Source organism: Gracilimonas sp. (assembly GCF_031581265.1).
Classification (GTDB): Bacteria; Bacteroidota; Rhodothermia; order Balneolales; family Balneolaceae; genus Gracilimonas.
Map to the genome: position 1 here is coordinate 22290 of NZ_JAVLBQ010000017.1, position 17230 is coordinate 39519.

Annotated in this window: 18 protein-coding genes; 10 read left to right on the forward strand and 8 right to left on the reverse strand. The window is 40.3% G+C overall.

From position 1 onward, the window contains the following. Positions 1-70 precede the first annotated feature (70 nt). Complete coding sequence (locus RI561_RS07700; protein ID WP_395079654.1) at positions 71-937, reverse strand: glycerophosphodiester phosphodiesterase; 867 nt, start codon at positions 935-937, stop codon at positions 71-73. Between the two features lie 12 nt (positions 938-949). Continuing rightward, positions 950-1300, reverse strand: a complete 351-nt coding sequence (locus RI561_RS07705; RefSeq protein ID WP_395079655.1) for a hypothetical protein — start codon at positions 1298-1300, stop codon at positions 950-952. A gap of 72 nt (positions 1301-1372) precedes the next feature. Here RI561_RS07705 and rlmB point away from each other — a divergent pair, with 72 nt between their 5' ends. Next, positions 1373-2119, forward strand: coding sequence for a 23S rRNA (guanosine(2251)-2'-O)-methyltransferase RlmB (rlmB, locus tag RI561_RS07710; protein WP_395079656.1), 747 nt, complete (start codon positions 1373-1375; stop codon positions 2117-2119). A 52-nt stretch (positions 2120-2171) separates the two neighbouring features. On the opposite strand, the gene RI561_RS07715 is transcribed toward rlmB, so the two are convergent. Both RI561_RS07715 and ndk read right to left on the reverse strand, forming a co-directional pair. Beyond that, entirely contained in the window at positions 2172-3404 is a 1233-nt protein-coding gene (locus RI561_RS07715; RefSeq protein WP_395079657.1) for an exo-beta-N-acetylmuramidase NamZ domain-containing protein, read from the reverse strand. Positions 3405-3483: 79 nt separating this feature from the next. After that, a complete protein-coding gene (gene ndk / locus RI561_RS07720) occupies positions 3484-3915 on the reverse strand; it encodes a nucleoside-diphosphate kinase (protein ID WP_395079658.1) in 432 nt (143 codons plus the stop codon). Positions 3916-4056: 141 nt separating this feature from the next. Between ndk and RI561_RS07725 the strand changes: the two genes are divergently transcribed. From RI561_RS07725 to RI561_RS07750, 6 genes are all read left to right on the forward strand, one after another. Then, a complete protein-coding gene (locus RI561_RS07725) occupies positions 4057-5613 on the forward strand; it encodes a DUF5939 domain-containing protein (protein ID WP_395079659.1) in 1557 nt (518 codons plus the stop codon). Continuing rightward, on the forward strand, positions 5514-5903 hold the full coding sequence (locus RI561_RS07730; RefSeq protein ID WP_395079660.1) for an adenylate/guanylate cyclase domain-containing protein: 390 nt from the start codon (positions 5514-5516) through the stop codon (positions 5901-5903). Before RI561_RS07725 ends, RI561_RS07730 begins: the two co-directional genes overlap by 100 nt. Positions 5904-6059: 156 nt before the next feature. Then, on the forward strand, positions 6060-6503 hold the full coding sequence (locus RI561_RS07735) for a methylglyoxal synthase (protein WP_395079691.1): 444 nt from the start codon (positions 6060-6062) through the stop codon (positions 6501-6503). Further along, entirely contained in the window at positions 6493-8529 is a 2037-nt protein-coding gene (locus tag RI561_RS07740) for a thioredoxin domain-containing protein (RefSeq protein WP_395079661.1), read from the forward strand. The genes RI561_RS07735 and RI561_RS07740 overlap by 11 nt, the downstream gene beginning before the upstream one ends. A 126-nt stretch (positions 8530-8655) precedes the next feature. Beyond that, the gene (locus RI561_RS07745) at positions 8656-9273 is read left to right on the forward strand and encodes a sigma-70 family RNA polymerase sigma factor (protein WP_395079662.1); all 618 of its coding nucleotides are present in this window, start codon (positions 8656-8658) and stop codon (positions 9271-9273) included. Further along, a complete protein-coding gene (locus tag RI561_RS07750; RefSeq protein WP_395079663.1) occupies positions 9270-10067 on the forward strand; it encodes an anti-sigma factor domain-containing protein in 798 nt (265 codons plus the stop codon). Before RI561_RS07745 ends, RI561_RS07750 begins: the two co-directional genes overlap by 4 nt. 102 nt (positions 10068-10169) lie before the next feature. On the opposite strand, the gene RI561_RS07755 is transcribed toward RI561_RS07750, so the two are convergent. Together RI561_RS07755 and mnmA are read right to left on the reverse strand one after the other, a co-directional pair. Then, on the reverse strand, positions 10170-10931 hold the full coding sequence (locus RI561_RS07755; protein WP_395079664.1) for a hypothetical protein: 762 nt from the start codon (positions 10929-10931) through the stop codon (positions 10170-10172). A 77-nt stretch (positions 10932-11008) separates the two neighbouring features. Further along, positions 11009-12139: a tRNA 2-thiouridine(34) synthase MnmA gene (gene mnmA, locus RI561_RS07760; protein ID WP_395079665.1), complete on the reverse strand. Its 1131-nt coding sequence runs from the start codon at positions 12137-12139 to the stop codon at positions 11009-11011. Positions 12140-12289: 150 nt separating this feature from the next. Here mnmA and RI561_RS07765 point away from each other — a divergent pair, with 150 nt between their 5' ends. After that, on the forward strand, positions 12290-12832 hold the full coding sequence (locus RI561_RS07765) for a DsrE family protein (protein ID WP_395079666.1): 543 nt from the start codon (positions 12290-12292) through the stop codon (positions 12830-12832). A gap of 3 nt (positions 12833-12835) precedes the next feature. Here the strand turns inward: RI561_RS07765 and RI561_RS07770 are convergent, their stop codons facing one another. Together RI561_RS07770 and RI561_RS07775 are read right to left on the reverse strand one after the other, a co-directional pair. Continuing rightward, positions 12836-13336 (reverse strand): HNH endonuclease, encoded by a 501-nt coding sequence (locus RI561_RS07770; protein WP_395079667.1) that lies wholly within the window; start codon positions 13334-13336, stop codon positions 12836-12838. Positions 13337-13468: 132 nt separating this feature from the next. Next, positions 13469-14596 (reverse strand): hypothetical protein, encoded by a 1128-nt coding sequence (locus tag RI561_RS07775; protein ID WP_395079668.1) that lies wholly within the window; start codon positions 14594-14596, stop codon positions 13469-13471. A 209-nt stretch (positions 14597-14805) separates the two neighbouring features. Between RI561_RS07775 and RI561_RS07780 the strand changes: the two genes are divergently transcribed. After that, positions 14806-15804 carry a hypothetical protein gene (locus tag RI561_RS07780; protein ID WP_395079669.1) on the forward strand — a complete coding sequence of 333 codons (999 nt, stop codon included), beginning with the start codon at positions 14806-14808 and terminating at the stop codon, positions 15802-15804. A 121-nt stretch (positions 15805-15925) separates the two neighbouring features. Continuing rightward, on the forward strand, positions 15926-17230 hold the full coding sequence (locus RI561_RS07785) for a Glu/Leu/Phe/Val dehydrogenase (protein WP_395079670.1): 1305 nt from the start codon (positions 15926-15928) through the stop codon (positions 17228-17230).

A 17230-nucleotide genomic window follows, 5' to 3' on the forward strand; every position in this document is an offset into this window, starting at 1 on the left:
ATATAGATATAGTTGATGGATGTAAAATATAGGAGGTTAAACAGCCCCGTTCAATTCAAAAGGCTGAATATCACCGCTTACTTTTCCACATGTTATCCACAACGGTTTTTAATAAGTCCGGTTTGTCCGAAAAAATACCGGTCACCCCCCTTTCAAACATCTTTTTCATGCGGCTTTCTCTATTTACAGTGTACACAAAAACCGGAATATCGTTCTCAGAAGCCTCTTCAGCCCATTTTTTTGAAAATTGTCGCCTGCTGCAATTAAACGCATTCACTTGATAGTCAGTTACCAACTCCGTGATACCCCTCCCCTCCGATTGTCCTTTCTCATATAGCAATGCTGCGGGGATGTCCACATCCAGTTTTCTTAAATTTTCTATAGCCCGGTAGTTAAAACTGGAGAATATGACGTATTCTTCCATTTCATATTTTTTAACCTGTTCTAAGGCTTTTGCCTCTATTCCATTTTTCCAATTTTCTGTAACTGCTTCCGGTTTAATTTCAATATTTACTGCAATTTTACCTTTTGCAAATTTAAGGACTTCCTCGAGTGTGGGAACCGGCTCTCCTTCATGTTCACTGCTAAACCAGGAACCGGCATCTAATTCCTTTATTTCTGAAAGGGTATAGTCGGATACATTACCTGTCCCATTGGTGGTACGATCCAGAGTTTCATCATGTATCACTAACGGAACTCCATCTTTACTCAGGGTCAGGTCTAATTCAATCATTTCAGCCCCCATTTCGTAAGCAGCTTTAAATGCGATCATGGTGTTTTCGGGATGATAAGCACTTGCCCCGCGGTGTCCAATGACTATAAAGCCATCCTCATTATCCGAATAAAGTTTAACCGGTAGTTCCATATTTAAAGATTGGGCATTCATGCTACCTATACTTCCCATACATAGTGCGATTACAAAAAAGCAGCTTTTCATATCCCGTGATAATTAGTTTTGTGAGTTAATTACCCGTTTAATTGCCCGGTGCAACAAAGAATCAAAAGCTCCTGTTTTAGTAATGGTACGATATAAGAAAAAAATACCAATCATGGTAGAAATACTGCCCATCACTGTCATAATAGTTGCCAACCAAAGTGGCTGAATACCATTAAGAAGTGATAGGGTAACAACAGCCAGGCCCACTAAAATTTGGGTAACAGATGAAATCAAGTGCAACCCATTTACGGAATGCAGATAATTTATTATGGATGATATTGTAGACTCCCTTGGATTGTATCTGCTTCCGGATTCTAACCGGTCATCGCTGGGAGAGTTTTTATATTCCTCTTCTTTATACATGTCCTTCCAACTATCTTTATCTTAGCTAACTGAATGCAGTATAATGAAAGTGAAACTACTTTAAAATCATTTATGTCAAAATCGGATAATTTTATTATTTATGGGCGCAATCCTGTTGAGGAAGCGCTAAAAAATCGCCCTCAAGAGGTAAATAAGATCTATATCAAGAATAACCTGAAACCAAGCGCATATTTTGATATCAACAAGCTTGCAGAAGATTATGAAGTTCCGTTGGTGAAAGTACCGGGATCTAAGATTTTCAATATGGTTGGTAAGATGAATGACCAAGGTATTTTAGCCCAGATCAGTGCCACCAAATACACCGACTTTTATGAGTGGGTAGAAACGTTGGTGCTTTCTCAAAATCCGGCGGTATTATTACTTAACGGTATTGAGGATCCGCATAATTTCGGGGCTATACTGCGCTCAGCAGCCGCTTCAGGGATGGAAGCAGTCATTATTCCCATGCAAAATCAAGCGCCGGTTAATGCTACAGTGTATAAAACTTCAGCAGGTACAGCCGGCAAAATTCCGATTATCAGAGTACACGATTTAAATCAAGCTTTCAAGGATCTTAAAATGACCGGTTTTTCTATTGCTGCCCTTGATGGGAGTGCCCAAAAAACTGTTTGGGAAGCCGATCTTGAAAAACCCACTGCTTTTTTAATTGGAAGTGAAGGAGAAGGGATTCAGTCTGATGTACTAAAAAGATGTGACTCCATTTTAAAAATTCCTATGCACAATGACGTTGAATCTTTAAATGCCTCGGTAAGTGCGGCTTTAATTAGTTACGAATGGTTGCGCAGAAAACAGGGATAAATAAACTGGAATTAGTTATCAGACCTGCCAGGTTTTATAGTTGAGTATTTTATCAATACAATAAATATTCAGAACGCTTTTCTTTAAATTTTTGCACGTCATCTTCCCAGGAAGGTATGGATTCATTATTTTCAATGATGGATTTCAAATCAATACCAAAAAGGTTATTCGCAAAAGCTTTGATCTCAAAATCCGTGGTATGATCCCTGGAAAACTCCAATAAATCTAAGCCAAGCCTGAATGGATCAACTTCTTTATATCCATTTGGAAATGAAATATGAAATCCGAAGCACTTCTCTCCCTCTAATTTTGGTGAAATAGCTTTACCTGGAATTGACTGAGGTGTGAATTTTATTGAGTCAAGCTGTACCATATGCTTTTTCTCTAATGAATTCAGATCTCCTTCAGTGAATTCCATATTTGGTGAACCGATATACAAAAATGGATTTTCAGTCCCCCGCCCCTCCGATAAATTAGTCCCTTCAAAAATAACGGTTCCGGCATAGGCAAAAGCATGCTCAAAGGTTGGTAAATTTGGGGAAGGTGAAATCCAGTCCAATCCTGTTGTGGGCCATTTTATAGCTCTCTCCCATCCCTCTGATTTAATGACTTTGAAATTTGGTGATGTATCTAAATTTAGCCATCCCTCACCTACCGCCATATGAGCCAATTCTCCCATCGTCATTCCATATACCACAGGCATAGGATATGCCCCAACAAATGATATATACTCTTCCTGTAAAATCCAGCCGGCCACATACTCGCCCCCTAAAGGATTTGGCCGGTCTAAAATCCACAGTTCTTTATCATTTTCTGCAACGGCTTCCATCACCAATCCCATAGTGACGTTATACGTATAAAATCGGACGCCCATATCTGGCAGGTCGAACAGTAAAATATCTACCGTTTCCAGCATTTCGGCAGTTGGTTTTTTTGTGTTGCCATACAGCGAAAAAACCGGCAGTCCTGTTTCTTGGTCAATTCCGTCTTCAATAGTTTCTCCGGCCCCAAGTTCACCCCTGAACCCATGCTCGGCAGCAAAGAGTGCAGTTACATTCACCCCTAAACTCATGAGGGTATCAACCATATGGGTACCATTAACCCGAGAGGTTGGGTTCATCACCAGCCCCACCCTTTTGCCTTCCAGTTCGGGCAGGTAATCATCGAGCAGAACTTCCGCCCCAATTTTAACGGGCAGATTTTTTTTTGATATTTCTTCAGATTCTGAGGCTGTACAGCCTACGAAAATAAAGGCTACAAATAGAGCTTTATGGAAAAACTTCATTTCCTGTTATTGTGTGAAATAAAAAACCCTGCTCGTTATGAACAGGGTTTTTAATATAACACGATATTCTTATAAAATATCAGGCTTGATTAGCTACCACCTCTGATTCTGCAAAAAAGTAAGCTGCTTCAATTTTACCATTTTCAACAGAGTCGGAGCCATGAATGATGTTTTCTCCGACACTGTCGGCAAAATCTGCACGAATGGTTCCTTCTTCTGCTTCCTCTGGATTTGTTGCTCCAATAAAAGTACGGAAGTCTTCGATAGCATTTTCTTTTTCAAGAATCATGGGTACACAAGCACCGCTGCTCATGAATTCGCATAGCTCGTCATAAAAAGGACGTTCTTTGTGAACTGCATAGAATCCTCCGGCTGTGTCTTTGGTAAGACGGGTCATTTTCATAGCCAAAATTTTAAATCCAGCTTCCTGTATTCTTTTTGTAACTTCTCCGATGAGCCCTTTTCGGACACAATCAGGTTTTAAGATCGTAAGTGTTCTTTCTGTTGCCATTATTAATGTAGATTAAAAATTTGTAACATTTAGTGTTTCAGTTACTCTTATATCTGTATTTGATCTACAAAGATACGGGTTCGTCCATCAATATTCGAACTGTTTAGTGGATAACCCTTTAGTTGGCTCAAAAAAATATATATGGAAGAAGGACAACATCAGTTACATAAATGGGAGTTTACCCTGGCAGCTTCACCTGCACAGCTGTGGGAGTATATTTCAGACACAAATCGTTTATTCCGAATACATGGAGCTACCCCGATAAAAGAAATTTCTCTCTCCCGAAATACACCAAAAGGATTCCTTGAACTGAGCCACAATTCGCTGAAATCATATGTTAATTGGATAGAGGAACCTTTTACCTGGGAAGCACCTTATCGCTTTGGGGTTAAAAGAAGATACAAGTCGGGAATCCTTAAAGACCTAAAAATATCTACCGAATCAATACCGACAGAACATGGTACAAGACTGGTCGTGAAAATCTGGATATTTGTCTCCAAGGCTTTCTTTTCTCTACCGGTAAAGCTTTATGTAGATTACTTAATAAAACGGCGATTAAATGCCTATTTGCACCATATAGAAAAAGCAATTACAGGGAATCAGAGACCTTACGAACTTTCATCATCTAAAAAACTGGTTCGAGGTGCAGAGAAGAAATTAAAAGAAATTGAAAAGGAACTTAAGGAAGTTACCAATCGAAAGCGTATAGTAGACCGACTCATATCCCTGATCAAATACGCCGAAGATGAAGATCTTGAATGTATTCATCCATATGCCATTGCAGAATATTGGGGAGAGAAGAAATACTCAGTGCTCAATGTTTTTTTGCATGCTACAAAACTAAACTTATTGGACTTTAGCTGGAATATTTGTTGTCCAACCTGTAAATCACCCAAAAATAATTTCCGAAAAATGCAGGAAGCAAGGGTACACTTGTATTGCGAAGAGTGTGAATCGGATTATACCATGGATTTTAACCGCAATACGCACCTTGTATTTAAAGCTCACCCGCTAATAAGAAAAATCTCAGACAGAGTGTACTGTATGGGAGGTCCGGGAAATAAGCCACACCGAATCATACAACAACATTTAAACATTGGCGATGAAAGATACCCACAGTTAAGCCTTGATGTAGGCACTTATCTTTTTCGAACCTACAACCATGAGGGACACCTGGTATTTCATGTGAGAGAAGACGGAACGGATAACATAAACTTGTACCTCACTGATGATGAATTAGATGGTTCTGAGCTGGTAATTTCACGAAGACCTAACCTTGCCATTTTTAATCACTCCTCAAAATCATCGGTTTGCTTTATCGATAAATTGAATTGGAAAGAAGAGGCCATTTATGCCACCGAGGTTAGCTCTTCTGTAGATTTCACGAAGTTATTTTCACAGGAAATTTTGAAGGAAACCAGTAAGGTCAAAGCATCTGATGTGACTTTCCTGTTCACGGATTTAATGAATTCTACCGAACTTTATATAAAAGAGGGAGATGAATCTGCCATTGGGCGGGTAATGGGACATTTTAAACTTATCCAACAAATTGTAGCTGAAGAACGTGGTGGAATTGTCAAAACATTGGTGATTCAGTTATGGCTGTTTTTGGAGAGCCGGTCTCTGCACTTAAAGCCGTGCAGCGAATCCAACAAATATTTGGTTCCACCTCCGGAGTGGGTGATGCATTTAAACTAAAAGCCGGTGTTCACTACGGAGACTGCACTGCTGTAAACCTAAATGGTCGTATCGATTATTTTGGAACGACTGTAAATATTGCCTCCCGGCTGGTTGATGCTGCTTCCGAAAAAGAGATTATGATTTCTGAAACTGTTTTCGACCACCCGGATGTACAGCTATATCTTGACGAGAATTCCGAAACTTTCTTTGTTAAAGAAAGCCAAAAAGAATTAAAAGGCTTCGATGATGAAGAGTTTAAAGTCAAGCAAATCAGACTTGAACGCCCTCCTATGCGTTTAGTTATCTAAGTGCCTTAATGCTTTTCTATTCTCTTAACGAGATAATTTCTTTCATTATCCGCCAACCCTTTGCATCTTTGCTGTACTCACTCTTACTCATAATGAACCGTTATTATAATGTCTGCAAAAAAAATGCACCCTTCTATCGCTGATTCAGTTCAGCCCATGAAACCCAAGAAAAATATAGCCTTGATCGCTCATGATCATCGAAAAATGGACCTTCTGGACTGGGCAGAATACAACAGTGAACACCTTTCGAACCATAATTTATTTGGAACAGGAACAACCGGAAAACTGGTTTCTGAAAAAATTGGGTTACCGGTATACCGTTTTAAAAGCGGACCACTTGGCGGAGACCTCCAAATAGGAACCGCTATTGTGCAAAATGAAATCAATGTAATGATATTTTTCTGGGACCCGCTGCAAGCACAACCCCATGATGTGGATGTTAAAGCCCTGCAACGCATAAGTATTGTCTACAATATCCCCATGGCTTGCAACAGATCATCAGCTGATTTCCTGATTACCTCTCCTCTAATGGAGACTAAATACGATAGGTTTATTGTAGATTACAGCCAACGTTTTAAAAAAGATTTCGATGCCGAATAAACTTGCCTCCGAAAAAAGCCCTTATCTTCAACAACACGCAGATAATCCTGTGGATTGGTATCCCTGGGGAGATGAAGCCTTTGATAAAGCCAAGGCTGAAAATAAACCGGTCTTTCTTTCTATAGGATATGCTACCTGCCACTGGTGCCATGTGATGGCCCATGAAAGTTTCGAAGATCCTGAAATTGCCGAATTAATGAACGAGGCTTTTATCAACGTAAAAGTGGACCGGGAGGAACGCCCTGATATTGACAGCATGTACATGACCGTGTGCCAGATGCTAACGGGACACGGAGGTTGGCCGCTCACTATTATTATGACGCCTGACAAAGAACCTTTCTTTGCAGGCACTTATATTCCAAAAGAAGCCCACCCCAATAGGATTGGCCTTCGTCAGCTTATCCCCGGAGTGAGTGGCATGTGGAAAAATGAGCCCCAAAAAGTACAAAAGGCCACCGAAAAAATACGTGAAGGCTTTTCACGATCACAGGAATTTGAAAGCGGACAATTTCCAGGAACTGAGGCTATTGACTACGCCGCAGAACAACTCGCAAAAAGATACGATACTGAATATGGAGGGTTCGGCGAAGCTCCAAAATTTCCCAGTCCCCATAATTTGATGTTTCTCCTTCGGAAGTGGAAAACTTCCGGAGAAGATCGGTTTTTGGAAATGGTTACTGAAACTCTTGAATCTATGCGATTGGGAGGAATGTGGGATCATATTGGGTACGGATTTCATCGTTATTCAACAGATCAAAAATGGCTACTTCCCCACTTTGAAAAGATGTTGTACGATCAAGCCCTGCTAATGATGGCTTATACTGAAGCTTGGCAAGCTACTCAAAATCCTCTTTTCAAGTCGACTGTATATGAAATTGCCTCATATGTACAACGAAATTTGAGGCATGAAGAAGGTGGTTTCTATTCAGCTGAAGATGCGGACAGTGAAGGTGAAGAAGGTAAATTCTACGTATGGTCTAATGATGAAATTGAAAAACTGCTTTCAGAAGAAAATGCTACAAAGTTTATTAGACTATTTAACTTTCAGAAAGAAGGAAATTTCAAAGAAGAAGCAACCGGTAAGCGAGTCGGAACAAATATCCCCCATTTGTCTGACGAGCTGGGCAAAGAAGAGGCACAATGGTTTAAGCAAATCAGAGAAGAAATTTTCAGGGAGAGTGAGACTCGTCCCAGACCTCTTCTTGATGATAAAGTCTTAACCGACTGGAATGCCTTGATGATCACTGCCTTTGCAAAAGCCGGTTTTACCTTTTCTGACAACAAATTTATTGGTCTGGCTGAAGGAGCCTTATCATTTGTAGAAGATAATCTTATTGAAGATGACAAACTCCTTCACCGGTACAAAGATGGTGAAGCAGCTATTCCAGCCATGGCCGATGATTATGCTTTTTGGATTTGGTCGCTAATAGAGTTGTATCAAGCTACCTTCAACCCTGAATATCTTGAAAAAGCAACACACTGGAATGAAGTTTTTACAGAACATTATTGGGATACCGAGAAAGGCGGGTTTTATCTTAGTATAGCCGATGCAGACCAGGTTTATGGCAGGCAAAAACAGATTTTTGATGGAGCCATTCCTTCATCCAATTCGGTAGCTTTATCAAATTTCATCCGCCTCAGCCGACTCACAGGAAATACAGAGCTGGAAGAGTATGCCAACAAAATCGGGAAAGTTTTTTCAGCTGACTTAATTCGTTCCGGTTCCAGTATATGTCACGGTTTGCAGGGTATTCAATTTCTATATGCAGAAGGGAAAGAAATCGCCTTGGCAATCACCGATGATAATGACACTGATGCGATGATCAGACCGGCTCGTAAAAACCTACATCCATTCCGGGTGCTCCATGTTATCAAACCTAAAAATCGAGATAAGATTGTTAAGACCGCTCCATATACCGGCAATCAGGTATGCCTCAATAATCAACCAACATTATATATTTGTTCAAATTTCACTTGCGACAAACCCATTGTTGGAGTAAATGAAATAAAGATGAGCTTGGGATAATGGTTCTTTTTTCTTTTTATTAGCTTTCTGAAACTTTTATATACTACCTATCATTTATTGACTAAATATTATTCCATGTAATCAATCCACTTGTGATTTGCTTGCGTATAATTATTGAGAACATTTATGCTTTTTTTCATTTTATCAACCATTGGCAAAGTTCTGACGAAAGATGAGAAACGAGACCGGGCTATCATGGCACGTATTAAAGCCAGAGATCCGGACGCTCTTTCTGAACTTTATGATCAATATAATCGGCTTTTGTTTGGTCTCATTTTATCTATTCTAAAGAAAAGATCAGAAGCCGAAGATATACTACAAGAAGTTTTTACCACCATCTGGGAAAAAGCTGACATGTACGATTTAGAAAGGGGATCAGTGTACACATGGATTGTATCACTGACTCGCAATAAATCTATTGACCGGTTACGTTCCAAAGTTTACAAGGAACAAAAAAAGCAATCTACGAGCTTAGATGATGAGGATGTTTTTCATCCTTTGTATCCTGATAAAAATGATCCATTGGAGGATACCATTTTAACTGACCGGGCTAAGCGACTACACGCAGCTCTTGACAAAATTTCGAATAAACAGCGTAAAGTTTTACAGGTCGCGTACTTTAATGGGATGACTCAAAGTGAGATTGCGGATGAATATGATATACCGCTCGGTACCGTTAAAACAAGGATGCGCGATGGCATGATGAAATTAAGAGAGATTTTAGCGAAGGAATTAGAATTATGAAAAAGGAAGATAAATTTACCGAACTTTGCTCAGGCTATGTTCTGAATGCTCTTGATGAGCAGGAAGAAAAAGAATTCCAGAAGCTTCTGGCAAAAGCAGATGATGATCAACTTAAAATTCTGGATGATATGAAAGCCGTTGCAGCCGAGATGGCCACGTTAACATCCGGTGGCAGCCCCTCTCCTGCCGTTAAAGATCAGATTATGGCTGTTACTGAAGAGTACCAAGAAAGAGAACCTAAACAGGCTCCGGTTCGAAAACTGACCTGGTATAAAATGGCTGCGGCTGCATCCATCTTCTTCGTACTTACCAGCCTTGGATTGGCCTTATACAACCTTTCACTGCAAGAAGATATTCAATCTCAACAGGGGCTTATCTCAGAGCAGCAAACCACTATCGAGCGACTGGAAACTGAAGTTCAGCGTAAGGAAGAATTACTTACCATCCTTGAGGCAAGAGAAGTTGATTTAGTGGTTATGGATGGAACTGAAGACATGAATCCAAATGGATATGGAAAAGTAGTTTGGGACAAACAAAGCGGACAGGCTCTCCTACAAGTTGCTAACCTCCCATCGGTGCCTGTTGATAAAGATTACCAACTTTGGTTTATAGCCAACGGCCAACCAATAAGCGCCGGTGTTTTTGCCGTTCAAGATCCTCAGCGTGATAATTTCTTTAAGATCGAACAGCTCCAAAGTTCAGCTAATGAGGGGGCCTTTGCTATAACCATGGAACCTAAAGGTGGAGTGCCTCAACCAACAGGGGATATGTATTTATTGGGTAATATGCAGTAGAACATTACCTGCTAAAAATTTAGTGGGAAATCTATCCCAACAAAAAAGCCACTGAATTTGAACTCAGTGGCTTCTAAATCTTTTTGATCTATATTCGTTAAACTACTGCTCCATCATCATTTTAAAAACATAATCCTTAAAGCTCATTAATGTAACACCGGATGGAATTTCAACCATTGCTTTGGCTACATTGGAACGGTTAACATTTTGAGTTTCCATTATTTTCACTCTCTTATTCCCATCTACTGCCTCTATCAAAAGTGGGAAGTTTTTTCTTTTAAAAATTATTTCCTGTGACATCCCATTTAGCTCTTTGTCAATGTCAGCCGGCATATTGTTCCACTTTTCAGCTAACATACCCCAGTTAATATCAATTTCCGGAGTAAGCCAAACAGATAGATATTTATTTGGGTCTTCATCATTTTCGATAATCATCTCAGCAGCTTGGTGGCCCAAAATCTCTCTTGTTTCATCAGAAAATCTGTATCTGTTATCAGGAGTTCCATTAGTTCCACTACTTGAAGAAGAACCGCCCCAGCTTGAAAACATCTCAACAAGACCTTCAATTTCTTTTTTGGTAACCTGCAGTGCCTGATCATTGCCCGTCATTATAATAAAATCTTTGATATCATTTCGAATCAACAGGCCATCTGTACTAACCTGATCCATAAAATTGTAGTTATCCTCTCCCTTTAACATGATTCGGTCGGCAGTAGCAAATAAATTCAAAGTACTGACCTCTTGTTTGCCATTATCATTGCTGTAGAGGTTCATCATAATTTGTCCCTCAAATTGAGCATAGGCATTTGAGCTACAAAAAAGGGTCACAAAGAACAAGAGTGTTAAAACGGAAACGCGTTTCATATGTAATCTAATTAGTTTTTGGTTGAAGTCGTTGATTGTAACGCTTAATGGCGGAAGTTGTTTCATTTCAGGTCACATTAGGCAGATACTAAATCTTGCATTCCCACATTTACTTTTTTGATCCAGCCACCTGCTATAACATCATTTCCCTCGTAGCAAACAATTGCTTGTCCGGGAGTGATAGCTTCACGACCTGTGGGAAAGTGAACCTTCATTTCGTTTTCATTCAACTGCGTCAAATACCCTACAGCACCATCATCATTATAACGGATGGCTCCTGTTATTTCCATTTCAGAGGTTGGAATTTTGTCATATTTGACCAGGTTCATTTCTCCGGCAACCAAGGTTGAGCTGATCAAGTCTTTTTTCTCACCAATGGTAATTGTATTGGTATCAGGATCAATATGAGTAACATAAACAGGTTTACCCATTGCAAGGTCGAGCCCCCTGCGCTGACCAATGGTATAAAAAGGATATCCTTCGTGCTCTCCGACAATATTGCCGTTTTGATCTACAAATTTACCACCGGAAACCTCTTCCTCAAGTCCATCAACTCGATCTCTCAGGAAACGACGATAATCGTCATCAGGCACAAAGCAAATTTCATAAGAATCAGGTTTATTAGCCACGTTTGTTAGTCCATGATCTTCTGCAATTTGGCGAATTTCTGTTTTTGGATATTCCCCAAGAGGAAAAATTGTTCTCGCTAAATGTTTTTGATTCACCCCCCAAAGTGCATACGATTGATCTTTCTTGGGATCATGACCCCGTGAAATTACATACCGTCCGTTTTCTTCACGAACTTTGGCATAGTGACCGGTTGCAATATAATCACAACCAAGGTTATCAGCTCTTTTAAGTAAAGCAGCCCATTTGATATGGGTGTTACATAGCACACAAGGGTTTGGTGTTCTTCCACCAAGATAATCGTCCACAAAACGATCAATAACCCAATCACCGAACTCTTCCCTTATATCTACGATAAAGTGCTTGAAACCATGATTTACGGCAATATGACGGGCATCATTCATCGACTCTACCGTACAGCAGCCGGTCTCCTTTCCTGAATTACCCCCGCTTCGGTGATAATCCCACGTTTTCATTGTGATGCCAATAACTTCATAGCCCTGCTCTTGTAACATCACAGCAGCTACGGACGAATCAACACCACCACTCATGGCAACTAATACTCTGCCTTTTTTACTCATTGTACTATAATAATTTCTTCTTTGAATAAGCGAACATCAAAGATAAGGTTTTTTTAGGTGAAGGACGATCTCAGAATATTGTTAGTTGCTATGGATATCATAGACTGAATTCAGTATCCTGCTTCGAATTCTTACTCAATCAAATCAACTATGCGAACCATCCTTTTATTGTTCTTTTCGATCTTTTCTATGATATTCTTCACGGATGCTTTTGCCCAGGAAACCCAGTTTCCCATCATCAAAAACTTTGGTGGGATTTACGAAATTCCCAATTCCGTAGATCCTGACCCGGATATGGAATATAAGATTGTCATAGATCTTAAAACCCTTCAACGGGACAAAGCGAGCCTGAATCCCGGTTTAAATAATGTAGCAAGAATGATGAATCTACACGGACTGGGCGGCGTGAAACCGGCTAACTTAAAAGTTGCTGTTGTAATACACGGAGGAGCTACTGATTTAGTCATTGACAATGAAGCCTACCAGAAACGCTATGAGCTCGACAATCCCAACCTGGAGCTTATTGATACCTTAAAGGAAGCCGGAGTTGAACTGTACGTGTGTGGCCAATCGCTTTTGGCACGAGGATATGGTTTTGATGAAATTAACCCACAGATACTTCAAGGGCTTTCCATGCTTACCGTTTTCACTACCTATATGAACAACGGGTATAAACCCTTGGTTTTTGACTAATAACTATGTCATATACAGGTAAGGCTTCCAGGGCTCCTGAACGCCCCCATTGGAATCTCTGAAAAAGGTAATGGGGATGGGACGGTAGGGTTTACTCTGAAGCGGCATTTGAGCTTCCTTGGGAGTTCGATTGCCTTTCTTAACGTTGCACTTATCGCAGGCAGTAGTCAGGTTTTCCCAAGTATCTTGTCCGCCCCTGCTTTTGGGTAAGATGTGGTCTATAGTCAGATCCGATTTTTTGCCACAATATTGGCACGTGAAATCATCCCTTCGCATAACATTTCTACGGGAGAGTACAATTTTTGAATATGGCACGTTGATGTAACTCCTTAGCCTTATGACCGAAGGAAACTGAAATGATTTTCGGGTAGTACGCAGTTTTTTGTCAGGGTCGTCGTGAAGCAGCTCAGCCTTTTCTAAAAAAATCAGCTTAATAGAACGCTGTACCGAGCATATGCTCAGGGGCTGATAATCTTGATTAAGAACTAATACATTCGCATTCATCGCGCATTCATTTTAATTCCTGTTGATGATATTTCAATTATTCATTTCATGGAGAATGCAAAATATGAAACATAAAAAAGGCGTACTCGCTGATGCAAGCACGCCTTAGTATGAGATATTTACTTTTAAATATCAATAGCCAATCATTTCAAGCAATTGGTCTCTAACTTCAGCATTTATAGAAATCGCCAGAATGATTGAAACAGCTAATCCAATTAAGGCATAACTGAGGTCTTTGAAGACCATAGAGAATACTTTGCCCATTGGCCTGCCTTTCTCTTTGCCGTCCATTATGCTCATCCCAATTTCTCGACCGGCCAATAATCCAAGGAATACCCAAGTTGTACTCATTGGAACGGTACTAACGGTTAGTTTATAGATCAACAAAATGGCATATACAAAATCAATAATGGTAGCTGAGCGGACATCTGTCACACGGGATTTCTCTGTTACAATTTCCTGAATTTTATCTCCGCGAAGGTAGAATAACAGTCCAAGACCAAAGAAAATAAAGAGGGCAAATCCTAAAAACTGAGAGAAGTCAAGAGAGCGTGGTAAATACACGGCGATATTAGCTGCATCCTGCATCACCCATACCGCCCATAAACTACCGGATATAATCCATTGTAAGGGTAGCCAGATTTTATGTGGCTCGCCTTTAAATTTCTTTTCAAGGGTGTTAGTAACTAGTAACCATACCGCAAGACCCGCAACAAGAGCGATTCCATAACCTTGCAAACTTTTTCCTAATACAGATGTAATCCCTTCTGCTGAAGTGGCAAAACAGCTAAGCAACAGGAAAGTGGTGGAAACGGGCATCCGCATTCGCGTTAATATCAACAGGAATACAGGGGCGGCTACCTGTAGAAATGAAAACTCAGTCGGTGCTTCTGAAAAGCCTTTGGATGACAGTCGCTGATAAGTCACGTCCCCATCGTAGATATACCAACTTGAGGCAACGGTTACCAGGAAAATACCGCCGATCCATAACCAAAGAACCCACCATTTTTTGTCCATATTGGAAGCCAGAAAGGTTCCGATGGTTTGGATACTATCATTGGCAATGGCTGAATAACCGGCAAAAACAAAGCCCACCCACATGGCTAACTCTGCATAGGGAAAGGCCACACCGGCAATAAAAAAGAATAGACCAATTAGGCCTATAAAAACTCGTTCTTGTTTTATAACATCATAAAATCCCGTTGGGATAAACTTTTCGATCGGACTCTGATTGTTTTGATTAGATTGTGAATCTGACATTAATTTTTATTCTGTGTGCTGATTTACAGCCAAGGGTAAAGATCATATGTTAAGATAGTGTTACGAGATGCTGCAGAGTCCAATACTTAACAATTAGATAATAATGGAAAGGATTCAGTATCCCCTTTTTCTATAACATTATTATGTAGTTTCAATAGTAAATTATATTTGTATTTTCATAAACCAACTTATAAAATAATCAGGGTTTTATGTATCGTATTTTATTTCCTCTTTTCATTGGTTTGGTTTTAATGTCCGCTTCCATTGTACACAACTCAGCTCCTGCTAACTCTGTCAATGCCGTGCTGGGAGATGTAAGTTATACCGAAACTTTTGGAACGGTTCCTGATGAACACACTCCCGAAAATATCAGGATTAAAACGCATCTAAACTACGTTATCAAGCAGCTAAAAAATACCGATACGGATTATTTGAGTGCTGATCAACAAAAAAAGCGAGCACACCTTATTCATTTACTTGAGGATTATACTGAGGCTGAGAATTTCCCCGTAAATCACCATTTTGAAAACCGACTTCCTGTTTTTATTGATAAAGACGGAAATCTCTGTGCGGTTGGATATCTCTTAGCAAAAACGAAAGGCTTGGAAACTGCTCAAAAAATTAATAAAGAACACAAGTTCGATTATATCAAAGATATTAACCCACATTTAATTGATGGCTGGCTGGCAGAAAATGGTTTAACCAAAACAGAAGCAGCTATGATTCAGCCGGCATACGATTTTACAGATCCGCAAAAACAAACGGTAACTAAAAATAATATTGAAACCGAGTATGCCATAGCCTCCTCCATACTTGCGGGCGCCCAGTTAGGGGTCACAACATATATGATGTTAGACAATAGCACTGAAAGTGGAAATTACGGTAACCTATTTAATGCCTCAGTAGGTGCAGCCAGTATAACCCTTGGACTGATCAATTTGGATAATAGCAGCTCATCAACATCTACGATATGTCCTACAATTGGAGAGTGTTTGGAACATACAACCATCACTAAAAATCAAGCCAGAACAAATTTATCCATTGCGAACATTATTATAGGAAGTTTATCAGCTGCATTTAACGGATACCAATTTTTCAGATCCGGAGCCCCGGAAGATCAATCACGGTATAATCTTCAACCTACTCAACTCTACGACCCAAACTCTCAAACTACTTCACCGGGTCTTTCATTTTCAATGAAGTTCTAAATAATATTGGTGAAAAAAAATTGTCGTCTTAGCAAGAAAACACCAATAGTTTTCCATATTCTTTTTTAAATTTGGAACCGCTTTTTTAGCGGTAAATTGCAATTGTATTCAATCACAGACGATGTCAAAGAAAGACCCTGCTTCTTCCAGCTATTACAAAGAACCGGTACCTCACATTGCCCACGACTCTCCTTTTGCTTCCATGATGGAGCGATTCCGTTTTGCAGCAGAAATACTTGATCTGGATGAAGGAGTCTTTAAATATCTTTCAAGTCCCGAAAAAGTGGTGATGGTGTCAATCCCCGTTAATATGGATGACGGCAGAATTGAAGTTTTTGACGGCTATCGTGTTATTCATAATAGTATTCTGGGTCCATCAAAAGGGGGTATTCGGTATTCTGATGATGTTACCATCGATGAAGTAAAAGCACTGGCAGCGTGGATGACCTGGAAATGTGCCGTGGTGAATGTTCCATTTGGCGGAGCCAAAGGTGGTGTAAGAGTGAATCCCAAAGAATTATCTCAGGCTGAACTTGAACGACTGACTCGCCGATACACTGCCAACATGCTGGATGTATTTGGGCCTGACCGCGACATTCCCGCCCCTGATATGAATACCAATGAGCAAACCATGGCTTGGATCATGGATACCTACAGCATGAAGCAAAAGAAAACAGAAACCGCTGTGGTAACTGGGAAGCCGATTATTTTAGGGGGATCAAAAGGACGTAAAGAAGCAACCGGTCGCGGTGTGGTAACTTCCACATTGGCGGCGCTTGGTAAGCTCCGCATATCACCAAGTAACACGTCTGTAGTGGTACAAGGATTTGGGAATGTAGGTTCCGTGTCAGCCAGCCTGATGTATGAACAAGGTGCCAAAGTATTAGCTATCAGCGATATCAGCGGTGGATATTATAATGCCGATGGAATCGACATCCCTGAAGCTATTCACTATGTGCAAACACATGATAATTCTTTAGAAGGATTCTCAGGTGCCGAAAAGATTTCAAACCAAGATCTGTTAGAACTGGAATGCGATGTACTGATTCCTGCCGCAAAAGAAGATCAGATCAACAAAGAAAATGCGCCAAATATTAAGGCTAAAATTATTGCTGAAGGAGCCAATGGCCCCGTCACCGCTAATGCAGATAAGATTTTGGAAGACAACGGAATCATGGTGGTCCCGGATATCCTGGCCAATGCGGGTGGAGTTACCGTTTCTTACTTCGAATGGGTGCAGGACCGACACGGATATTTCTGGACCGAAGAGAGAGTTAATCGGCGACTAAATCGAATGATGAGAGAGTCTTTTGATAATTTGTTTATGGTGAGTGAAAAGTATAGTATAACGCTTCGTCAAGCGGCTTATGTGTATGCTATTGACCGAGTGGCCACGACGCTGAAATTGCGCGGTATTTATGCTTAA

Bases quoted from the DNA above. Each gene is read 5' to 3' on its own strand.
- RI561_RS07750 (WP_395079663.1), top strand. From the start codon at position 9,270: ATGAAAAAGGAAGATAAATTTACCGAACTTTGCTCAGGCTATGTTCTG.
- RI561_RS07700 (WP_395079654.1), bottom strand. From the start codon at position 937: ATGAAAAGCTGCTTTTTTGTAATCGCACTATGTATGGGAAGTATAGGT.
- RI561_RS07755 (WP_395079664.1), bottom strand. From the start codon at position 10,931: ATGAAACGCGTTTCCGTTTTAACACTCTTGTTCTTTGTGACCCTTTTT.
- RI561_RS07780 (WP_395079669.1), top strand. From the start codon at position 14,806: ATGTATCGTATTTTATTTCCTCTTTTCATTGGTTTGGTTTTAATGTCC.
- ndk (WP_395079658.1), bottom strand. From the start codon at position 3,915: ATGGCAACAGAAAGAACACTTACGATCTTAAAACCTGATTGTGTCCGA.
- RI561_RS07705 (WP_395079655.1), bottom strand. From the start codon at position 1,300: ATGTATAAAGAAGAGGAATATAAAAACTCTCCCAGCGATGACCGGTTA.
- RI561_RS07785 (WP_395079670.1), top strand. From the start codon at position 15,926: ATGTCAAAGAAAGACCCTGCTTCTTCCAGCTATTACAAAGAACCGGTA.
- RI561_RS07740 (WP_395079661.1), top strand. From the start codon at position 6,493: ATGCCGAATAAACTTGCCTCCGAAAAAAGCCCTTATCTTCAACAACAC.
- RI561_RS07730 (WP_395079660.1), top strand. From the start codon at position 5,514: ATGGCTGTTTTTGGAGAGCCGGTCTCTGCACTTAAAGCCGTGCAGCGA.
- RI561_RS07715 (WP_395079657.1), bottom strand. From the start codon at position 3,404: ATGAAGTTTTTCCATAAAGCTCTATTTGTAGCCTTTATTTTCGTAGGC.
- RI561_RS07770 (WP_395079667.1), bottom strand. From the start codon at position 13,336: ATGAATGCGAATGTATTAGTTCTTAATCAAGATTATCAGCCCCTGAGC.
- mnmA (WP_395079665.1), bottom strand. From the start codon at position 12,139: ATGAGTAAAAAAGGCAGAGTATTAGTTGCCATGAGTGGTGGTGTTGAT.
- RI561_RS07725 (WP_395079659.1), top strand. From the start codon at position 4,057: ATGGAAGAAGGACAACATCAGTTACATAAATGGGAGTTTACCCTGGCA.
- RI561_RS07765 (WP_395079666.1), top strand. From the start codon at position 12,290: ATGCGAACCATCCTTTTATTGTTCTTTTCGATCTTTTCTATGATATTC.
- RI561_RS07745 (WP_395079662.1), top strand. From the start codon at position 8,656: ATGCTTTTTTTCATTTTATCAACCATTGGCAAAGTTCTGACGAAAGAT.
- rlmB (WP_395079656.1), top strand. From the start codon at position 1,373: ATGTCAAAATCGGATAATTTTATTATTTATGGGCGCAATCCTGTTGAG.
- RI561_RS07735 (WP_395079691.1), top strand. From the start codon at position 6,060: ATGAAACCCAAGAAAAATATAGCCTTGATCGCTCATGATCATCGAAAA.
- RI561_RS07775 (WP_395079668.1), bottom strand. From the start codon at position 14,596: ATGTCAGATTCACAATCTAATCAAAACAATCAGAGTCCGATCGAAAAG.